We start from the raw sequence: 15,160 nt of genomic DNA on the forward strand, positions 1-15,160 counted from the left end.
TGCGCGCAGGGTCGGCACGAGGCGGCCGTCCCTGTACCGGAACCTCCCGGCGGGGGGCGCCTGCGACGGGTGGGACGAGCCGTGACGGCGGTGTGGTCAGGCGCCGCCGAGGACGGCCTGCGTCTGGGTGACCGAGGCGACCGGGCGGCCGTCGTCGTCGGTCACCTCGGTGAGGACGACGATCGTCGAGCGGCCCACGTGCAGCGGCCGGGCGGTGGCGTGCGCGGTGCCGCCGCGGACGGCGCGCAGCAGCGACGTCGCCGAGGCCAGCGTGGACGTCGACGCGCCGGCGGGCAGGTTGAGGAAGGCGCAGACGGCCCCGACGGAGTCGGCCAGGGTCATCAGGGCGCCGCCGTGCAGGACGCCGCCGGCGGTGCACCGCTCCGGCGCCCACGCCAGCCGCCCGGCCACCTCGCCGGGGTCCGCCCGGTCCAGCTCGATGCCGGTGGCGACGGCGAAGGGCATCAGCGCGAGCAGGGCGGCGGGGTCCATGGGCGGATCCTGCCGTGTCACGCCGGCGGACGTGACCGCGGTCACGTCGATGGGGCAGGATCGGTGCTGACCTGCGGTTCGTCCTCACGGGAGGCGTCGTGCGCATCGGCATCCTGACCGGCGGCGGCGACTGCCCCGGCCTCAACGCGGTCATCCGCGCCGTCGTCCGCAGCGCGATGTCGAACGGGGACGAGGTGGTCGGCTTCCGCGACGGCTGGCGCGGCGTCCTCGACGACGACGCCGTCCCCCTCGACCTCGCCTCCGTCCGCGGCCTGCTGCCCCGCGGCGGGACCGTGCTCGGCACCTCCCGCACCAACCCGTACGCCATCGAGGGCGGCGCCGAGCGGCTGGTGGCCACGCTGGAGCGGCACCGCCTCGACGCCCTGGTGCCGGTGGGCGGCGAGGACACCCTCGGCGTGGCCGCGAAGCTGGCGGGGGAGGGACTGCGGGTGGTCGGCGTCCCCAAGACCATCGACAACGACCTCGACGGCACCGACTACACCTTCGGCTTCGACACCGCCGTCGGCGTGGCGATGGAGGCCATCGACCGGCTGCACACCACCGGCGACAGCCACCACCGCACGCTCGTCGTCGAGGTGATGGGCCGGCACGCCGGCTGGATCGCGCTGCACGCGGGCATGGCCGGCGGGGCCACCGTCGTGCTGGTCCCCGAGCGCCCCTTCGACGTCGAGGCGGTGGTCGGGCACTGCCTGCACCGCTTCGAGTCCGGCTACTCGCCGATCGTCGTCGTGTCCGAGGGCGCGCGGCCCGCCGACGGCGCGCTGGTCACCGCCTCAGGGCAGACCGACGCCTTCGGCCACGTCCGGCTCGGCGGCATCGGCGCGGCACTGGCGGCGCTGCTGGAGGAGCGCACCGGGCGGGAGGCCCGCGCGGTCGTGCTCGGCCACGTCCAGCGCGGCGGCACGCCCTCGGCCTTCGACCGGGTGCTGGCCACCCGCTTCGGCCTGGCCGCGGTCGACGCCGTGCACGAGGGGCAGACCGGTGTCATGGTGGCCCTGCGCGGCACCGACGTCGTCCTGGTGCCGATCGCCGAGGCCACCGCCCACCTCAAGCTGGTGCCCCTGGAGCGGTACGCCGAGGCCGAGGTCTTCTTCGGCTGACCGGCGGGCCCGCCGTACGCTCGGGGCGTGAACCTGCCCGAGTCCGCCCCGCTGGTCCCCGGTCTCGACGGGTGGCGGGAGCTCCCCGCCGCCCAGCAGCCGCAGTGGCCCGACCGCGCCGCCCTCGACGGGGTCCTGACGACGCTGGCGACCGTGCCGCCGATCGTGGCGCCCAGCGAGGTCGACGAGCTGCGCGGGCGGCTGGCCGAGGTGGCGCAGGGGCGGGCGTTCCTGCTGCAGGGCGGGGACTGCGCGGAGACCTTCGACCTCAACACCGACGCCCACCTGCAGAGCACCACGCGCACGCTGCTGCAGATGGCCGTCGTCCTCACCTACGGGGCGAGCGTGCCGGTGGTGAAGGTCGGCCGGGTGGCCGGGCAGTACGCCAAGCCGCGCTCCTCGGAGCTCGACGCCCTGGGCCTGCCGTCCTACCGCGGCGACATGGTCAACTCGCTGGAGCCGGTGCTCGAGAAGCGCATCCCCGACCCCCACCGGCTGGTGCGCGCCTACGCGAACTCCGCCGCGGCGATGAACATGATCCGCGCCTACGCCCGCGGCGGCCTGGCCGACCTGCACGCCGTCCACGACTGGAACCGGGACTTCGTCGCCCACTCGCCGGCCGGCGTCCGCTACGAGGTGATCGCCCGCGAGATCGACCGCGCGCTGGCGTTCATGCGGGCCTGCGGCGTCGACGACACCGCGCTGCGCGGCGTGGAGCTCTACAACAGCCACGAGGCGCTGGTCCTCGACTACGAGGCCGCGCTGCTGCGGGTGCACGAGGGCCGGCCCTACGCCTCCTCGGCGCACTTCGTGTGGATCGGCGAGCGCACCCGCCAGCTCGACGGCGCGCACGTGGAGTTCATGTCCCGCGTCGCCAACCCGATCGGCGTCAAGATCGGCCCGACGACGACGCCGGAGCAGGCCACCGAGCTCGTCGAGCGGCTCGACCCCGACGGCGTCCCCGGCCGCCTGACGCTGATCAGCCGCATGGGAAACGGGAAGATCCGCGACGTCCTGCCGCCGATCGTGGAGAAGGTCACCGCCTCCGGCCACCAGGTCGTGTGGCAGTGCGACCCGATGCACGGCAACACCCACGAGTCCTCCACCGGCTACAAGACCCGGCACTTCGACCGCGTCGTCGACGAGGTCCTCGGCTTCTTCGACGTGCACCGCGCGCTGGGCACCTGGCCCGGCGGCATCCACGTGGAGCTGACCGGTGAGGACGTCACCGAGTGCCTCGGCGGGGCGATGGAGATCAGCGACGAGGACCTCAACAGCCGGTACGAGACGGCCTGCGACCCGCGGCTGAACACCGGGCAGTCCCTCGAGCTGGCCTTCCTCGTGGCGGAGATGCTGCGTGGGTGAGCTGATCGACCTCCGCTCGGACACGGTCACCCGCCCCACCCCGGCCATGCGCCGGGTCATGGCCGAGGCCGAGGTCGGCGACGACGTCTACGGCGAGGACCCGGCGGTCCGGGCGCTCGAGGAGCGGGTCGCGGACCTGTTCGGGCACGAGGCCGCGCTGTTCGTGCCGTCGGGGACGATGGGCAACCAGATCGGCATGCGGCTCGTGTGCGAGCCCGGCCAGGAGGTGCTCTGTGACGCCGACGCGCACGTGGTCACCTACGAGATGGGCGCCGCGGCCGCCGTCTTCGGGCTCTCCACCCGCACGGTGGTCTCCTCCGGCGGCCTGCTCGACGCCGGCGCGCTGATCGAGCAGGTCCGGCCGAAGGACGACTGGCACCTGACCGCCACCGCCGCCGTCGCCGTGGAGAACACGCACAACCGCGGCGGGGGGCGGGTGCAGCCGCTGGCCGAGCTCGAGCGGCTGTTCGCCTGGTCCCGCGACGCCGGCGTCGCGGTGCACCTCGACGGCGCGCGGATCTGGAACGCGGCCGTGGCCTCCGGCGTCGACCTGGCCACGTACGGGCGGCTGGCCGACACCGCGTCGGTCTGCCTGTCCAAGGGGCTGGGCGCGCCGGTCGGGTCGGTGCTGGTGGCCTCCGCCGAGCGGGTCGCCGTCGGCCGGCTGTGGCGCAAGCGCCTCGGCGGCGGGATGCGCCAGGCCGGGGTGCTCGCCGCGGCCGGGCTGCACGCGCTCGACGCCCACCTCCCACGGCTGGCCGAGGACCACGAGCACGCCCGGCTGCTGGCCAAGCGGCTCGGCGTCGACCCGTCGACCGTGGACACCAACATGGTCGTCGTCGACGACGTCCCGGCGCCGCTGGTCGCCGAGGCCGCCAAGGCGCGCGGCGTGCTGGTCTCGCAGGTCAGCCCACGCCGCATCCGCCTGGTCACGCACCTCGACGTCGACCGGGCCGCGGTCGACCGCGCCGGCGACGCCCTCGCCGACCTCCTCGACCGCTGACCCCTCCCTGCGAGACCACCACGCGCCCACGGTGGTGCGGAGGACGCCGGGACCACCGTGGACGCGTGCCGATCACGCAGCCAGGGCGGCGGGCACCCGGGCGAGCAGCTCGTGCGGCCGGTGCAGGTCCCGGGCGGGCACGAAGACGACCCGCCAGCCCGCGGCCAGCAGCCGGTCGAGCCCCTCGCGGTCCCGGGCGAACTGCTCGGGCCCGCCGTGCCAGGTCCCGTCGTACTCCAGGGCCAGGCGGCGGTCTGGCCAGGCGACGTCCACGCGGGCGCCGAAGCGGGAGCCCTGCCGGACGACGTGCTGTGCGACCGGGACGGGCAGTCCGGAGCGGGCGAGCAGCAGCCGGAGCCGCGTCTCCCTGGGGGACTCGGCGACCCGTCGGCCCGGCGGTGACCCGGCGGGCCTGGGCGCTGCCAGGACGACCTCGACGGGGTCGTCGGGACCCGCGAGGCGCCGTGCCGCACGGCGGCGCTGCCGCCGCCGAAGACCGCCTGTGGCGGCGCGACCAGCGCGACGGCGTCGGCCTGGACGAGGTGGGTCACCACACGGTCGGCGGCCACGTGGACGTGGGGCCGCAGCCGCCGCCAGGCCGACGTCCGCAGCCGGCCCCGCGTCGACAAGGCCGCGGCGGAGCGCCTCGCCGCCGCGGGAGGGCCGGCGCAGCAGGTCCGGGGGCGGCTCGGGCACCGCGGCAGACTGACCGGACCGGCACCGTCCTCGCCGGCGTCGTCCTCAGGCGGCGGAGGGGATCGCGTCCGCGGGGCGGCCGTCGCGCAGGGCGCACAGCAGGGCGATGTCGCGGGCGTGGCCCCGGTCGGCGCTCGGCGTCTCGACGACGACCGGCACCCCTGCCATCGACGGGTGCGCCATCAGCTCGGCGAAGGCGCCCACGCCGATCGAGCCCTCGCCGATCGTGGTGTGCCGGTCCCGCTTCGAGCCGCGCTCGTCGAGGGAGTCGTTGGCGTGCACCAGCCCGAGCCGGCCGGGGCCGACGGCGGCCTCCAGCGCGTCGAGGGTGGCCGTCGTGCCGCCCGGCGCGGCCAGGTCGTGCCCGGCCGCCCAGGCGTGGCAGGTGTCCAGGCAGACGCCCACCCCAGGGTGCATGTCCAGCGCCGCGAGGTAGGGGCCGAGGTCCTCGACGGTGGCCGCCAGCGACCGCCCGCCGCCGGCCGTCGGCTCTACCAGCAGCCGCGGGCCGTCCTCGGGCAGGGCGTCGAGCACCGGCAGCAGCCGCTCGCGCAGCTGCCGCAGTGCGGCCTCGTAGCGGTCCTCGTCGACGGCGGACCCCGCGTGCACGACGACGCCGCGCACCCCGAGCGCCACGCCGCGGGCGAGGTCGGCGGCGATCGTCTCGACCGAGCGGTCCACGGTGGCCGGCGTGGGGGAGCCGACGTTCACCAGGAACGGCGTGTGCACGAACGACGGGACGCCACGCTCGGCCAGGCCCGCGACGAACGCGGCGTCCTGCGCCGGGTGGCCGGCCGACCGCTTCCAGCCGCGCGGGTTGCCGACGAAGACCTGCACCGCCTGCGCGCCGACGTCGTCGGTGTAGCGCAGCCCGCCGGTGGCCAGGCCGCCGGCGACCTGGACGTGCGCACCGACCGGGATCGACGGCGCGGCGCTCACCCGAAGCTGAGCAGCAGGCTGACCTCGCTGCCCTGGTCGACGACGGTGCCGGCGCCCGGGCTCTGCCGGTACACGCGGTCGCCGGTGATGAAGGTCGAGGTGGTGACCTCCAGCCCGGCCGCCTCCAGCGTGGCGATGGCGTCGGCGGCGCGCTCCCCGCCCACGTCGGGCACGGTCACCTGGGGCACGCCCTCGGAGACCTGGATGGTCACCTCGCTGCCGTAGGGCGCCGCGGTGCCCGCCGCGGGGCTCACGGCCATGACCGCCCCGGTGGCGACGTCGGCGCTGCGGCCCGCGGTGCGGACGACGCTGAAGCCCTGGGTCTCGAGGTTGGCCTGCGCGGCGTCGGCGGGCTGGCCGACGACGTTGGCGATCGCCACCGGTGCGCGGCCGCGGCTGACGTAGACCGTCACCGGGTCGCCGCGCCTGACCTCCGTGCCGGCCTCGGGCTCGAAGCCGGTGACCGAGCCGACCGGGACGTCGTCGTCGTAGTCCTGCTGCTCGGTGGGGACGACGGGGATGTCGGTCAGCGCGGCCCGCACCGCCTCGAGGGGCTGCCCGACCAGGTCGGTCGGCACGACGAAGCGCTCGGGGCCCTTGGAGACGACGAGCTCGACGTCGCTGTTGCGGATGGCCTCGCCACCCTCGGGGTCGGCGGAGATGACCACGCCCTCGGGCACCGTCTCGCTGAACTGGTCGTCGGCGAAGACGGGGTCCAGGCCCGCCTCCTGCAGCAGGTCGACGGCGGCGGCGCGGTCGCTGCCGACCAGGGAGGGGACCTCGGTCCAGCGGCCCGAGCCCATCCACCACCCGACGGCGCCGATGGTGACCGCCAGCAGCAGCACGACCGCCAGCGCCAGCCGCGCGCGGCGGCGCCGGACGTGCGGCGAGGCGCCGGTGCGGTGCGGGGGGACCGGCCGCCGGCCGCCGACGTCGGCGGTGGACCCGGTGCCGACGGGGGGCAGCAGGCTGGTGCGCCCGGCGCGCGAGGAGCGGCCGCCGAGCACCTCGGTGCCCGGGTCGCTGCCGTCGCCGGGGTCGCTGGGGTGCCGCCGCGAGGGCCGGTTGGTCGGCCGGATGGTGGCCGGCCCGGCCGAGCTGCGGCCGGTGGGCACCGGCACGCGGGCCAGGCCCAGGTCGCTGCGGACGTCCTCGAGGTCGGCCAGGAAGGCGCCGGCGTCCAGCGGGCGGACGGCGGGGTCGCGGCGGGTGGTCCGCTTGACCAGCTCGTCGACCTGCCACGGCACGGTCGGCACCTCGGACGAGGGCAGCGGGACGTCGTGGTGCACGTGCTGGTAGGCCACCGCCAGCGGGGTGTCCCCGCCGTAGGGCGGGTGGCCGGTGAGCATCTCGAACAGCACCAGCCCGGCGGCGTAGACGTCGCTGCGGGCGTCGGCGCGGCCGCGCTCGAGCTGCTCGGGGGAGAGGTAGGCGACCGTGCCGATCAGCACGCCGCCGGTGTGGCTGGTCTGCCCGGTGCCGGTGAGCGCGCGGGCCAGGCCGAAGTCGGCGACCTTGACCGTGCCGTCGTGGCCGATGAGGACGTTCTCGGGCTTGACGTCGCGGTGCACGATCCCGGCCCGGTGCGCGGCCGACAGCCCGGCGAGCACCGGCTCGAGGACCGCGAAGGCCTCGGCGACGGTCAGCCGGCCGCGGGCCTGCAGCAGGTCGCGCAGCGTGCGGCCGCGGACGAGCTCCATGACGAGGAAGACCAGGCCCTGGTCGGCGCCCTGGTCGCTCACCGAGACCACGTGGGGGTGGCTGAGCATCGCCGCGGCCCGCGCCTCGCGGGTGAACCGGTCGACGAACGTCGGGTCGTGCGCCAGGTGCTCGGCCATGACCTTGACCGCGACGGTGCGGTGCAGCCGCAGGTCGGTGGCCGCGTACACGGTGGACATGCCGCCGCGCGCCAGCCGCTCCTCGAGGCGGTAGCGCCCCTCGAGGACCAGGCCGACCACGGGGTCGGTCACGGCGGTGTCCACGGGGACGAGTCTAGGAGCGAGCGGCGCCGAACACGGCGGCACACGCGCAGGCGAACGGGCCGCTCCACCCTCCCGTCACACCGGTCACGACGACACCGGCGTCCTCCCCGCGCCGGGGGCGCCGAGCGGGGAGGACCCGTCCTCCCTACAGCTCCAGGCCGGGGTACAGCGGGTGGGCGGCGACCAGCTCGGCCGCGGCCGCGCGGGTCTTCTCCGCCAGGCCGCCGTCGACGACGTACCTGGCCTTGGACGGCGAGCCGTCCTTCGCCGCGGTCGGGGTGGTGTTCGACAGCACCTCGACGATCAGCTCGGCGGTGCGGTCGAACTCGGCCGCGCCGAACCCGCGGGTGGTCAGCGCCGGGGTGCCCAGCCGGACGCCGGAGGTGTACCAGGCGCCGTTGGGGTCTGCCGGGACCGAGTTCCGGTTGGTGACGATGCCGGCGTCGAGCAGCGCGGACTCCGCCTGCCGCCCGGTCAGGCCGAAGCCGGAGACGTCGAGCAGCACGATGTGGTTGTCGGTGCCGCCGGTGACCAGCCGGGCGCCGCGCCGGGACAGCCCGTCGGCGAGGGACACGGCGTTGTCGACGACGGCCTGCGCGTACGTGGCGAACTGCGGGCGGCGGGCCTCGGCGAAGGCGACCGCCTTGGCGGCCATGACGTGCGGCAGCGGGCCGCCCAGCACCATCGGGCAGCCGCGGTCGACGGCGTCGGCGTACTCGGGCTGACTGAGCACGAACCCGCCACGCGGGCCGCGCAGCGACTTGTGGCTGGTGCTGGTCACCACGTGCGCGTGCAGTACCGGGTCGAAGTCGCCGGTGAACACCTTCCCGGCGACCAGGCCGGCGAAGTGGCTCATGTCCACGATCAGCGTGGCGCCGACCTCCTCGGCGATCTCGCGCATCTTCGCGAAGTCCACCCGGCGCGGATAGGCGGAGTAGCCGGCCATGAGGATCAGCGGGCGGAACTCGCGGGCGCGGGCGGCGACGGCGTCGTAGTCGAGCAGCCCCGTCTCCGGATCGGTGCCGTAGGAGGACTGGGCGAACATCTTGCCGCTGATGTTCGGGCGGAAGCCGTGGGTGAGGTGACCGCCGGCGTCGAGGCTCATGCCGAGCATCCGCTGGTCACCGAGGGCGTGGCGGAGCGTGGCCCAGTCCTCGTCGGTGAGCTCGTTGACGTGCCGGACGCCGGCGCGCTCCAGCGCCGGGGACTCGACCCGCTGGGCCAGGACCGCCCAGAAGGCGACCAGGTTCGCGTCGATGCCCGAGTGCGGCTGGACGTAGGCGTGGGGGGCGCCGAACAGCTCGCGGGCGTGCTCGGCGGCCAGCGCCTCGACGGTGTCGACGTTCTGGCAGCCGGCGTAGAAGCGGTGGCCGACGGTGCCCTCGGCGTACTTGTCGCTGAACCAGTTGCCCATCGTCAGGAGCACCGCGGGGCTGGCGTAGTTCTCGCTGGCGATCAGCTTGAGGGAGGCGCGCTGGTCGGCGAGCTCGGCGTCGATCGCGTCGGCGACCCGGGGCTCGACCTCGGCGATGACCGACAGGGCGCTGCGGTAGGCGGTCGACGCGGCAGCGGCGTCGAAGGAGGGGGTCACGTCGCTCATGGGGGCTCCTGGCGGGGGATCGGCGGCAGCGGTGCCCAGGCGCCCGGCGGGGGAGTGCAGGCCGCTCCCCGGTGGTGACCCACCTCGATGCGCCAGTCACGGCCCGACCCCGATCCTAGCCCGGCGCCGGTCCCGAGCACCGGCGAGCGGCGTCCTAGGCTCGGAGCGTGCAGTCCGACCAGATGCAGACGCTCAGCGCCACCGAGGTCGCCGACACCCTCGGGGTCTCGTCCAACAAGGTCCGGCAGCTGATCCGGGAGGGCAAGCTGATGGCGGTGCCGGGCAGCGGCAACAGCCGCATCCCGGCCGACTTCCTCCAGGACGGCGCGGTGCTGCGGCACCTGCCGGGGCTGATCACCGTCCTCAAGGACGGCGGGTTCACCGACGCCGAGGTCTTCGAGTGGCTGTTCCGGGACGACGAGTCGCTGCCGGGCACGCCGGTGCAGGCGCTGCGCGACGACCGGCACACCGAGGTGACGCGGCGCGCACAGGCCCTCGCCTTCTGACGCCTCCTGACGCGGCATAGGAAGCTCTCCGCACGTCCTCGGGTCCAGGACGTGCGGAGAGCTTCCTATGCCCTGCGCCGGGCCGCGAGCCGCACGGCCTGGGCGGCGGCGAGGCGGCGGGCGAAGATGCCGAGCCGGCGCGGCTTGGACACCGTCACCCGGCGGTCGAGCACCCGGTGGTCGGCGCGCTCGATCTCGGTTAGGATCCCGCCGTAGAGCGCGGTGGCCGCCCGCACGCAGTCGCGTGACTCCGGCGCCAGCATCGGCGTCCCCGGGGCGGCGTCGTCGTAGCGGCGCCGCACGATCGCCACCATCTCCTGCATCAGCGCGCGGAACCGGGCGTCGTACCGCTTGGCCTCGATCTGCTCGCGGGTCACGCCGTGCGCGGCCATCACGTCGGCGGGCAGGTAGACGCGGCCGCGGTCGGCGTCCTCGGCGACGTCGCGCAGGAAGTTGGTCAGCTGGAACGCCTCGCCGAGCGCGATCGCGTGCGGCGCGGCCTCCTCCCGCGCGATGCCGGGCGCGGTGCCGAGCACGGGCAGCACCTGCAGGCCGATCACCGACGCCGAGCCCCACATGTACCGGTCCAGCGCCGCCATGTCGGCGTAGCCGGTGACGGTGAGGTCGCTGGTCATGGCGGCGAGGAAGTCGACCAGGTGCTCGACCGGGATGCGGTAGCGGCGGTAGGTGTGCACCGTGGCCAGCCGCACCGGGTCGTCGGACCAGCCGGCCTCGAGCTCGGCCAGCAGCGCCCGCGACCAGTCGGCGAGGTCGCCCTCGGGGTCGGCGCCGGGGTGGTCGACGAGGTCGTCGGCGGTGCGCGCCGCGGCGTAGAGCGCGTGGACGGCCGGGCGCCGGTCGGCGGTGAGCAGCCGGGTCGCCAGGTGGTAGCTCTTGCCGTGCTCGGCGTTGACCGCGGCGCAGAACCGGTAGGCGGCGTCGAGCCGTTCCTGCCGCTCGGCCATGGACAGCGGCCGCTCGGTCGCGGTCACGCCGTCACCGGGCCGGTGATGCGCTCGGCGGCGAGCCGGCCGCTGATGACCACCATCGGGACGCCGACGCCGGGCTGCACCGACGAGCCGGCCAGCACCACGTTCTCCGGGCCGCGGCGGGGCAGCGTCGGCGTCCGGAACGGGCCGGTCTGGCCGAAGGTGTGGGCGAGGGCGAACGGGGTGCCGGCGGCCATGCCCTGCCGTGCCCAGGTCAGCGGGGTGTCCACGTGCTCCACCTCGATCGCGTCGGTCAGTCCGGTCCAGCCGCGGGCCTCCAGAGTGCCCAGCACCTCCTCGCGGTAGCGCGGGGTCAGCGCGTCCCAGTCGATGCCGGGGTTGCCGCCGCTGTGCGGGTCGAGGTTCGGCGCCGGCGCGACCACGCTGAGCACCTGCCCGCCGTCGGGGGCCAGGGACCGGTCGGTGTGGGAGGGCATGCTCACCAGCAGGCTCGGGTCGCTCATCGGCCGGCCCGTGCGGGTGAGCTCGTCGAAGACCTGCTCCCACGCCGCGCCGAAGCTGATGGTGTGGTGCGCCTGCCCGGGCAGCTCGCTGCGCACGCCCAGGTGCAGGGCCACGCACGACGGGGAGTAGGTGGGCCGGCGGCGCCGGAACCCGGGCACCAGCCCCTCGGGGACGTCCGTGGTGACGACGACGGCGTCGGCCGGCAGCCGCTCACCGCCCTCGAGGCAGACGCCGGTCACGCGGCGGCCACGGACGTCGAGGTGCTCGACGGTGGCGCCGTACCGGAACACCACGCCGGCGTCCTCGGCTGCGGCGGCCATCGCCCGCGGCACCGCGCCGATCCCGCCGACCGGGTGCCAGACGCCGGCGCCGATGTCGAGCTGGGCGATCACGGCGTACGCGGCGATGGCACGGAACGGCGAGACCCCGGCGTAGAGCGCCTGGAAGCTGAACAGCCGCCGCAGCCGGTCGTCGTCGAAGAACCGTGCCACGTGGCCGGACAGCCGGCCGAACCCGCCGCGCCGGGCCAGCGCCCACAGCTCCGGGCCGAGCAGGTCCAGCGGGGTGTCGAGGTTGCGGTCGATGAAGGTCCGCAGCTGCAGCCGGTACAGCTCGGCGAGGTCGGCGAGGTAGCGGCGCAGCGCGGCGGCCTCGGCCGGGCCGGCCAGCGCCTCCACCTCGGCGGCGAAGGCGTCGACGTCGGCGTGCACGTCCAGGTGCGAGCCGTCGGCGAACTGCGCCCGGTAGGTGGTGTCCAGCGGGACCAGCGTGAGCCGCTCCTCCAGCCGCTCGCCGACGGCGGCCAGCGTGTCGGCGACCAGTTCCGGCGCGGTGAACACCGAGGGGCCGGTGTCGAGGACGTAGCCGTCGCGGGTGACGACGCCGGCCCGCCCGCCCGGCCCGTCGCCGCGCTCGACGACGGTGACCTCGCGCCCGGCGCCGCGCAGTCGCAGCGCGGTGGACAGCCCGGCGAGGCCGGCACCGACGACGACCACCCGGTCGGTCCTCCCGGGGACGGTCCGCACGCTCAGGCCGTGCGCGAGGTGGCGGCGACGGCGAGCGCGTCGAGGGCGGCGCGGGCCTCGTCGGCGATCGGGGCGTCGGCGATCGCGCCGCGGGCGGTGGCGGTGCGCTCGGCGATCCGCTCCTCGACCCGGGCGCGGGCGCCGGTGTCCTCGATCAGCGCGCGCAGCGCCGCGAACTGCGCCTCGCCGGCGTCGGGGTCGCCGAGGGCCTCGCGCAGCAGCCGGCGGCCCTCGTCGTCGGCCTCCTCCTCGGCCAGCGCGATGAGCAGCGTCTGCTTGCCCTCGCGCAGGTCGTCGTCGGCGGACTTGCCGGTGACGGCGGGGTCGCCGAAGACGCCGAGGACGTCGTCGCGGAGCTGGAAGGCCTCGCCGAGCGGCAGGCCGATGGCGGTGTACACGTCGGCCGCGCGCGGACCGGCACCGGCGATCGCGGCGCCGAGCTGCAGCGGGCGCTGCACGGTGTAGCCGGCGCTCTTGTAGCGGGCCACGGTGAGGGCGCCCTGGGCGCCGGGCAGGCCGCCGGCGGCGCGCAGCAGGTCGAGGTACTGCCCGGCGGTGACCTCCGTGCGCATGGTGTCCCACACCGAGCGGGCGCGGGCGAGGGCCGGGCCGCTGATCCCGGAGCGGCGCAGCAGCTCGTCGGACCACACCAGCGCCAGGTCGCCGACCAGGATGGCCGCGCCGATCCCGAAGGTGTCGCCGTCGCCGGACAGGCCGCCGTCGCCGTGCCGGGTGGCGAAGCCGACGTGCGTGGCCGGGCGGCCCCGGCGGGTCAGGGCGCCGTCCATGACGTCGTCGTGGACCAGGGCGCTGGCGTGCACGAACTCCAGCGCGGCGACGGCGCGCAGCACAGCGGCGTCGTCCTCCGCCGGGGCGCTGAGTCCCTCGGTGACGCCGCGCCAGCCCCAGTAGGCGAAGGCCGGCCGCAGCCGCTTGCCGCCGTCGGCCAGCGCGCAGACCTCGTCGACGACCGGCGTCAGCGAGGGGTCCATCGCGGCCAGGGTGGTGCGCTGCTCCTCGAGGAAGCCGGTCAGCGCGGCCGACACCGCGCCGCGGACCCGGCCCAGGTCGGCGGCCGCGAGCGACGGCGCCAGGGGCCGGACCACGGGGTTCCGCTGCGCCGCGCCGGTGATCACCCGGCCAGTATCGCCCCATCGAGTGGCGCGCGTCCTGTCCAGGGGGTGGGATCGACTGCTCACGGGCTCCTCCTCGGGGTCTCTCCGCGGTGTCTTCCGCCCGGGGTGCCGGGACGGATGCGGGAGAGCGCCCGGTGCCGCACGTACCCTGGGTCCCCGTGACCCCAAGCGTCCGCGAGTTGCTCGCCTCGTCGCGGCCCACGTGGTCGTTCGAGTTCTTCCCGGCCAAGACGCCGGAGGGCGAGGCCCACCTGTGGACGGCGCTGCGCGAGCTCGAGCGGCTGCGGCCGTCGTTCGTGTCGGTCACCTACGGCGCCGGCGGCTCCACCCGCGAGGGCACCGTCGCCGTCACCGAGCGGATCGCCGCCGAGACCACGATGACCCCGCTGGCGCACCTGACCGCCGTCGACCACTCGATCGCCGAGCTGCGGCACGTGGTGAGCCGGCTGGCCGCCGCGGGCGTGCGCAACCTGCTGGCCCTGCGCGGGGACCCGCCGGGCGCCGATCCGCAGGCCGACTGGGTCAAGCACCCCCAGGGGGTGGAGTACGCCTCCGAGCTGGTGGAGCTCATCCGCTCGATGGGCGACTTCTCCGTGGGCGTGGCGGCGTTCCCCGAGCGGCACCCCCGCTCACCGGACTTCGCCACCGACGTCGAGATGTTCGTGCGCAAGTGCCGCGCCGGCGCCGACTTCGCGGTCACGCAGATGTTCTTCCGCGTCGAGGACTACCTGCGGCTGCGCGACCGGGTGGCCGCCCGCGGCTGCGACGTCCCGCTGATCGCCGGGGTGATGCCGGTGACCAACGCCCGGCAGATCGCCCGCATCGTGCAGCTGTCCGGCCAGGCGTTCCCCGAGGAGCTGGCCGGGCGGTTCGCCGAGCTGGACGGCGACCGGCCCGAGGACAAGGCGGCCGTGCGCGCCTACGGCGTCGAGGTGGCGACGGCGATGTGCCGGCAACTGCTGGACGAGGGCGTCCCCGGCATCCACTTCATCACCATGAACCGGTCGACGGCGACCCGTGAGGTGTTCCTGAACCTCACCGACGCAGGCACCGGCACCTCCGTGCCCTCGACCCTGGCCGCGATCTCCTAGACGGTCACCCGGTGGCCGGGCTCGAGCAGCTCGGCCGTCCGCCGCGCGGCCTTCCGCAGCGCCTCGCGCTCGGCCGCGTAGCCGCCCAGGACACCGACGACCGGGAGCTGCGCCAGCGCCCGCGCGCCGAGGCGCCCCTTCGGGCGGGCGTCGAGCGCGTCGTCGATGCGGCTGAGCAGCCGCGCCGCCCGCCACACGGTGCGCGCCGTCCCGGCGAGTCCCGCCCGCTCCTCGCGCGCGCCGAAGGCGGCCTCGGCGTAGCTGCCGCGGACCCGCTCCAGCAGCGGGCGGACCCGCTCGGCCGGCAGGTCGCGGTCCAGCAGCACCGCCGACAGCAGCGACACCCGCTCGGCCGGGTCGGTGACGCCGTGCTCGCCGGCCACGCCGAGCACCACCAGCGACTGCACCGCCGTCCCGACGGTGTTCTGCAGCGGGAGCAGGTCGGCGAGCCGGCCGGCCAGCCGCGGCAGGCCGCCGGCGACGGCACCCACCTGCGCGGCCCGCTGTGCCCACCAGTCGTCGCGCGCGGCCGCCGGCATCTCCGGCGGGCGGCCCAGCCGCCGCACGAGGGGCGCGGTGAGCCGGTCGAGCCGGCGCAGGACGTCGACGACGACGGCGTCACTGAGAGGAGGGGCCATGCCGGACACCTACCCGCCGGGTGCCGGGTGATCACCTCCCGTCCCGGGCGGTCCGGGCAGCCGTGGAACCGCCGTACACGCGTGCTGGTCATCCGGAGCCGTCCGCGCGCGG

14 protein-coding genes and 1 riboswitch are annotated in these 15,160 nt (G+C 75.9%); of the genes, 5 read left to right on the forward strand and 9 right to left on the reverse strand.

What is annotated here, in order from left to right; all coding sequences use genetic code 11:
- Window positions 1–96 precede the first annotated feature (96 nt).
- On the reverse strand, window positions 97–492 hold the full coding sequence (locus HLV61_RS08410; RefSeq protein WP_369254239.1) for a PaaI family thioesterase: 396 nt from the start codon (window positions 490–492) through the stop codon (window positions 97–99).
- A 98-nt stretch (window positions 493–590) separates the two neighbouring features.
- On the opposite strand from HLV61_RS08410, the gene HLV61_RS08415 reads away from it, so the two are divergent.
- Genes HLV61_RS08415 through HLV61_RS08425 form a run of 3 tightly spaced genes read left to right on the forward strand, consistent with a single transcriptional unit; the run spans window position 591 to window position 3,981 of the window.
- Window positions 591–1,613 carry an ATP-dependent 6-phosphofructokinase gene (locus HLV61_RS08415; protein ID WP_369254241.1) on the forward strand — a complete coding sequence of 341 codons (1,023 nt, stop codon included), beginning with the start codon at window positions 591–593 and terminating at the stop codon, window positions 1,611–1,613.
- A gap of 27 nt (window positions 1,614–1,640) precedes the next feature.
- Window positions 1,641–2,978: a class II 3-deoxy-7-phosphoheptulonate synthase gene (locus HLV61_RS08420; protein ID WP_369254243.1), complete on the forward strand. Its 1,338-nt coding sequence runs from the start codon at window positions 1,641–1,643 to the stop codon at window positions 2,976–2,978.
- The gene (locus HLV61_RS08425; RefSeq protein WP_369254245.1) at window positions 2,971–3,981 is read left to right on the forward strand and encodes a threonine aldolase family protein; all 1,011 of its coding nucleotides are present in this window, start codon (window positions 2,971–2,973) and stop codon (window positions 3,979–3,981) included. Before HLV61_RS08420 ends, HLV61_RS08425 begins: the two co-directional genes overlap by 8 nt.
- Window positions 3,982–4,053: 72 nt before the next feature.
- Here the strand turns inward: HLV61_RS08425 and HLV61_RS08430 are convergent, their stop codons facing one another.
- The 4 genes from HLV61_RS08430 to HLV61_RS08445 all read right to left on the reverse strand — a co-directional run bounded on the left by HLV61_RS08430 (window position 4,054) and on the right by HLV61_RS08445 (window position 9,198).
- Window positions 4,054–4,254: a hypothetical protein gene (locus tag HLV61_RS08430; protein WP_369254247.1), complete on the reverse strand. Its 201-nt coding sequence runs from the start codon at window positions 4,252–4,254 to the stop codon at window positions 4,054–4,056.
- 468 nt (window positions 4,255–4,722) lie between these two features.
- Window positions 4,723–5,616, reverse strand: coding sequence for a deoxyribonuclease IV (locus HLV61_RS08435; protein ID WP_369254249.1), 894 nt, complete (start codon window positions 5,614–5,616; stop codon window positions 4,723–4,725).
- On the reverse strand, window positions 5,613–7,598 hold the full coding sequence (gene pknB / locus HLV61_RS08440) for a Stk1 family PASTA domain-containing Ser/Thr kinase (protein WP_369254251.1): 1,986 nt from the start codon (window positions 7,596–7,598) through the stop codon (window positions 5,613–5,615). The genes HLV61_RS08435 and pknB overlap by 4 nt, the downstream gene beginning before the upstream one ends.
- A 145-nt stretch (window positions 7,599–7,743) precedes the next feature.
- Window positions 7,744–9,198, reverse strand: a complete 1,455-nt coding sequence (locus tag HLV61_RS08445; protein WP_369254253.1) for a glycine hydroxymethyltransferase — start codon at window positions 9,196–9,198, stop codon at window positions 7,744–7,746.
- Between the two features lie 26 nt (window positions 9,199–9,224).
- Window positions 9,225–9,308, reverse strand: a riboswitch (ZMP/ZTP riboswitch).
- Window positions 9,309–9,365: 57 nt separating this feature from the next.
- On the opposite strand from HLV61_RS08445, the gene HLV61_RS08450 reads away from it, so the two are divergent.
- On the forward strand, window positions 9,366–9,704 hold the full coding sequence (locus tag HLV61_RS08450) for an Rv2175c family DNA-binding protein (protein WP_369254255.1): 339 nt from the start codon (window positions 9,366–9,368) through the stop codon (window positions 9,702–9,704).
- Window positions 9,705–9,769: 65 nt separating this feature from the next.
- Here HLV61_RS08450 and HLV61_RS08455 read toward each other — a convergent pair whose 3' ends face one another.
- The 3 genes from HLV61_RS08455 to HLV61_RS08465 are packed head-to-tail and all read right to left on the reverse strand — an operon-like array spanning window position 9,770 to window position 13,319.
- Window positions 9,770–10,696: a phytoene/squalene synthase family protein gene (locus HLV61_RS08455; RefSeq protein WP_369254257.1), complete on the reverse strand. Its 927-nt coding sequence runs from the start codon at window positions 10,694–10,696 to the stop codon at window positions 9,770–9,772.
- On the reverse strand, window positions 10,693–12,183 hold the full coding sequence (crtI, locus tag HLV61_RS08460; protein ID WP_369254259.1) for a phytoene desaturase family protein: 1,491 nt from the start codon (window positions 12,181–12,183) through the stop codon (window positions 10,693–10,695). Before crtI ends, HLV61_RS08455 begins: the two co-directional genes overlap by 4 nt.
- 2 nt (window positions 12,184–12,185) lie before the next feature.
- On the reverse strand, window positions 12,186–13,319 hold the full coding sequence (locus HLV61_RS08465; RefSeq protein WP_369254261.1) for a polyprenyl synthetase family protein: 1,134 nt from the start codon (window positions 13,317–13,319) through the stop codon (window positions 12,186–12,188).
- Window positions 13,320–13,477: 158 nt separating this feature from the next.
- Between HLV61_RS08465 and metF the strand changes: the two genes are divergently transcribed.
- The gene (gene metF, locus HLV61_RS08470; protein ID WP_369254263.1) at window positions 13,478–14,410 is read left to right on the forward strand and encodes a methylenetetrahydrofolate reductase [NAD(P)H]; all 933 of its coding nucleotides are present in this window, start codon (window positions 13,478–13,480) and stop codon (window positions 14,408–14,410) included.
- Here metF and HLV61_RS08475 read toward each other — a convergent pair.
- Complete coding sequence (locus HLV61_RS08475; RefSeq protein ID WP_369254265.1) at window positions 14,407–15,048, reverse strand: hypothetical protein; 642 nt, start codon at window positions 15,046–15,048, stop codon at window positions 14,407–14,409. The genes metF and HLV61_RS08475 overlap by 4 nt on opposite strands.
- Window positions 15,049–15,160: the final 112 nt, after the last annotated feature.

Source organism: Geodermatophilus amargosae, from assembly GCF_041028265.1.
Lineage (GTDB): Bacteria > Actinomycetota > Actinomycetes > Mycobacteriales > Geodermatophilaceae > Geodermatophilus > Geodermatophilus amargosae_A.

Excerpts from the sequence above, each read along its gene's own strand:
- HLV61_RS08475 (WP_369254265.1), bottom strand. The coding sequence starts at position 15,048 with ATGGCCCCTCCTCTCAGTGACGCCGTCGTCGTCGACGTCCTGCGCCGG.
- HLV61_RS08410 (WP_369254239.1), bottom strand. The coding sequence starts at position 492 with ATGGACCCCGCCGCCCTGCTCGCGCTGATGCCCTTCGCCGTCGCCACC.
- HLV61_RS08445 (WP_369254253.1), bottom strand. The coding sequence starts at position 9,198 with ATGAGCGACGTGACCCCCTCCTTCGACGCCGCTGCCGCGTCGACCGCC.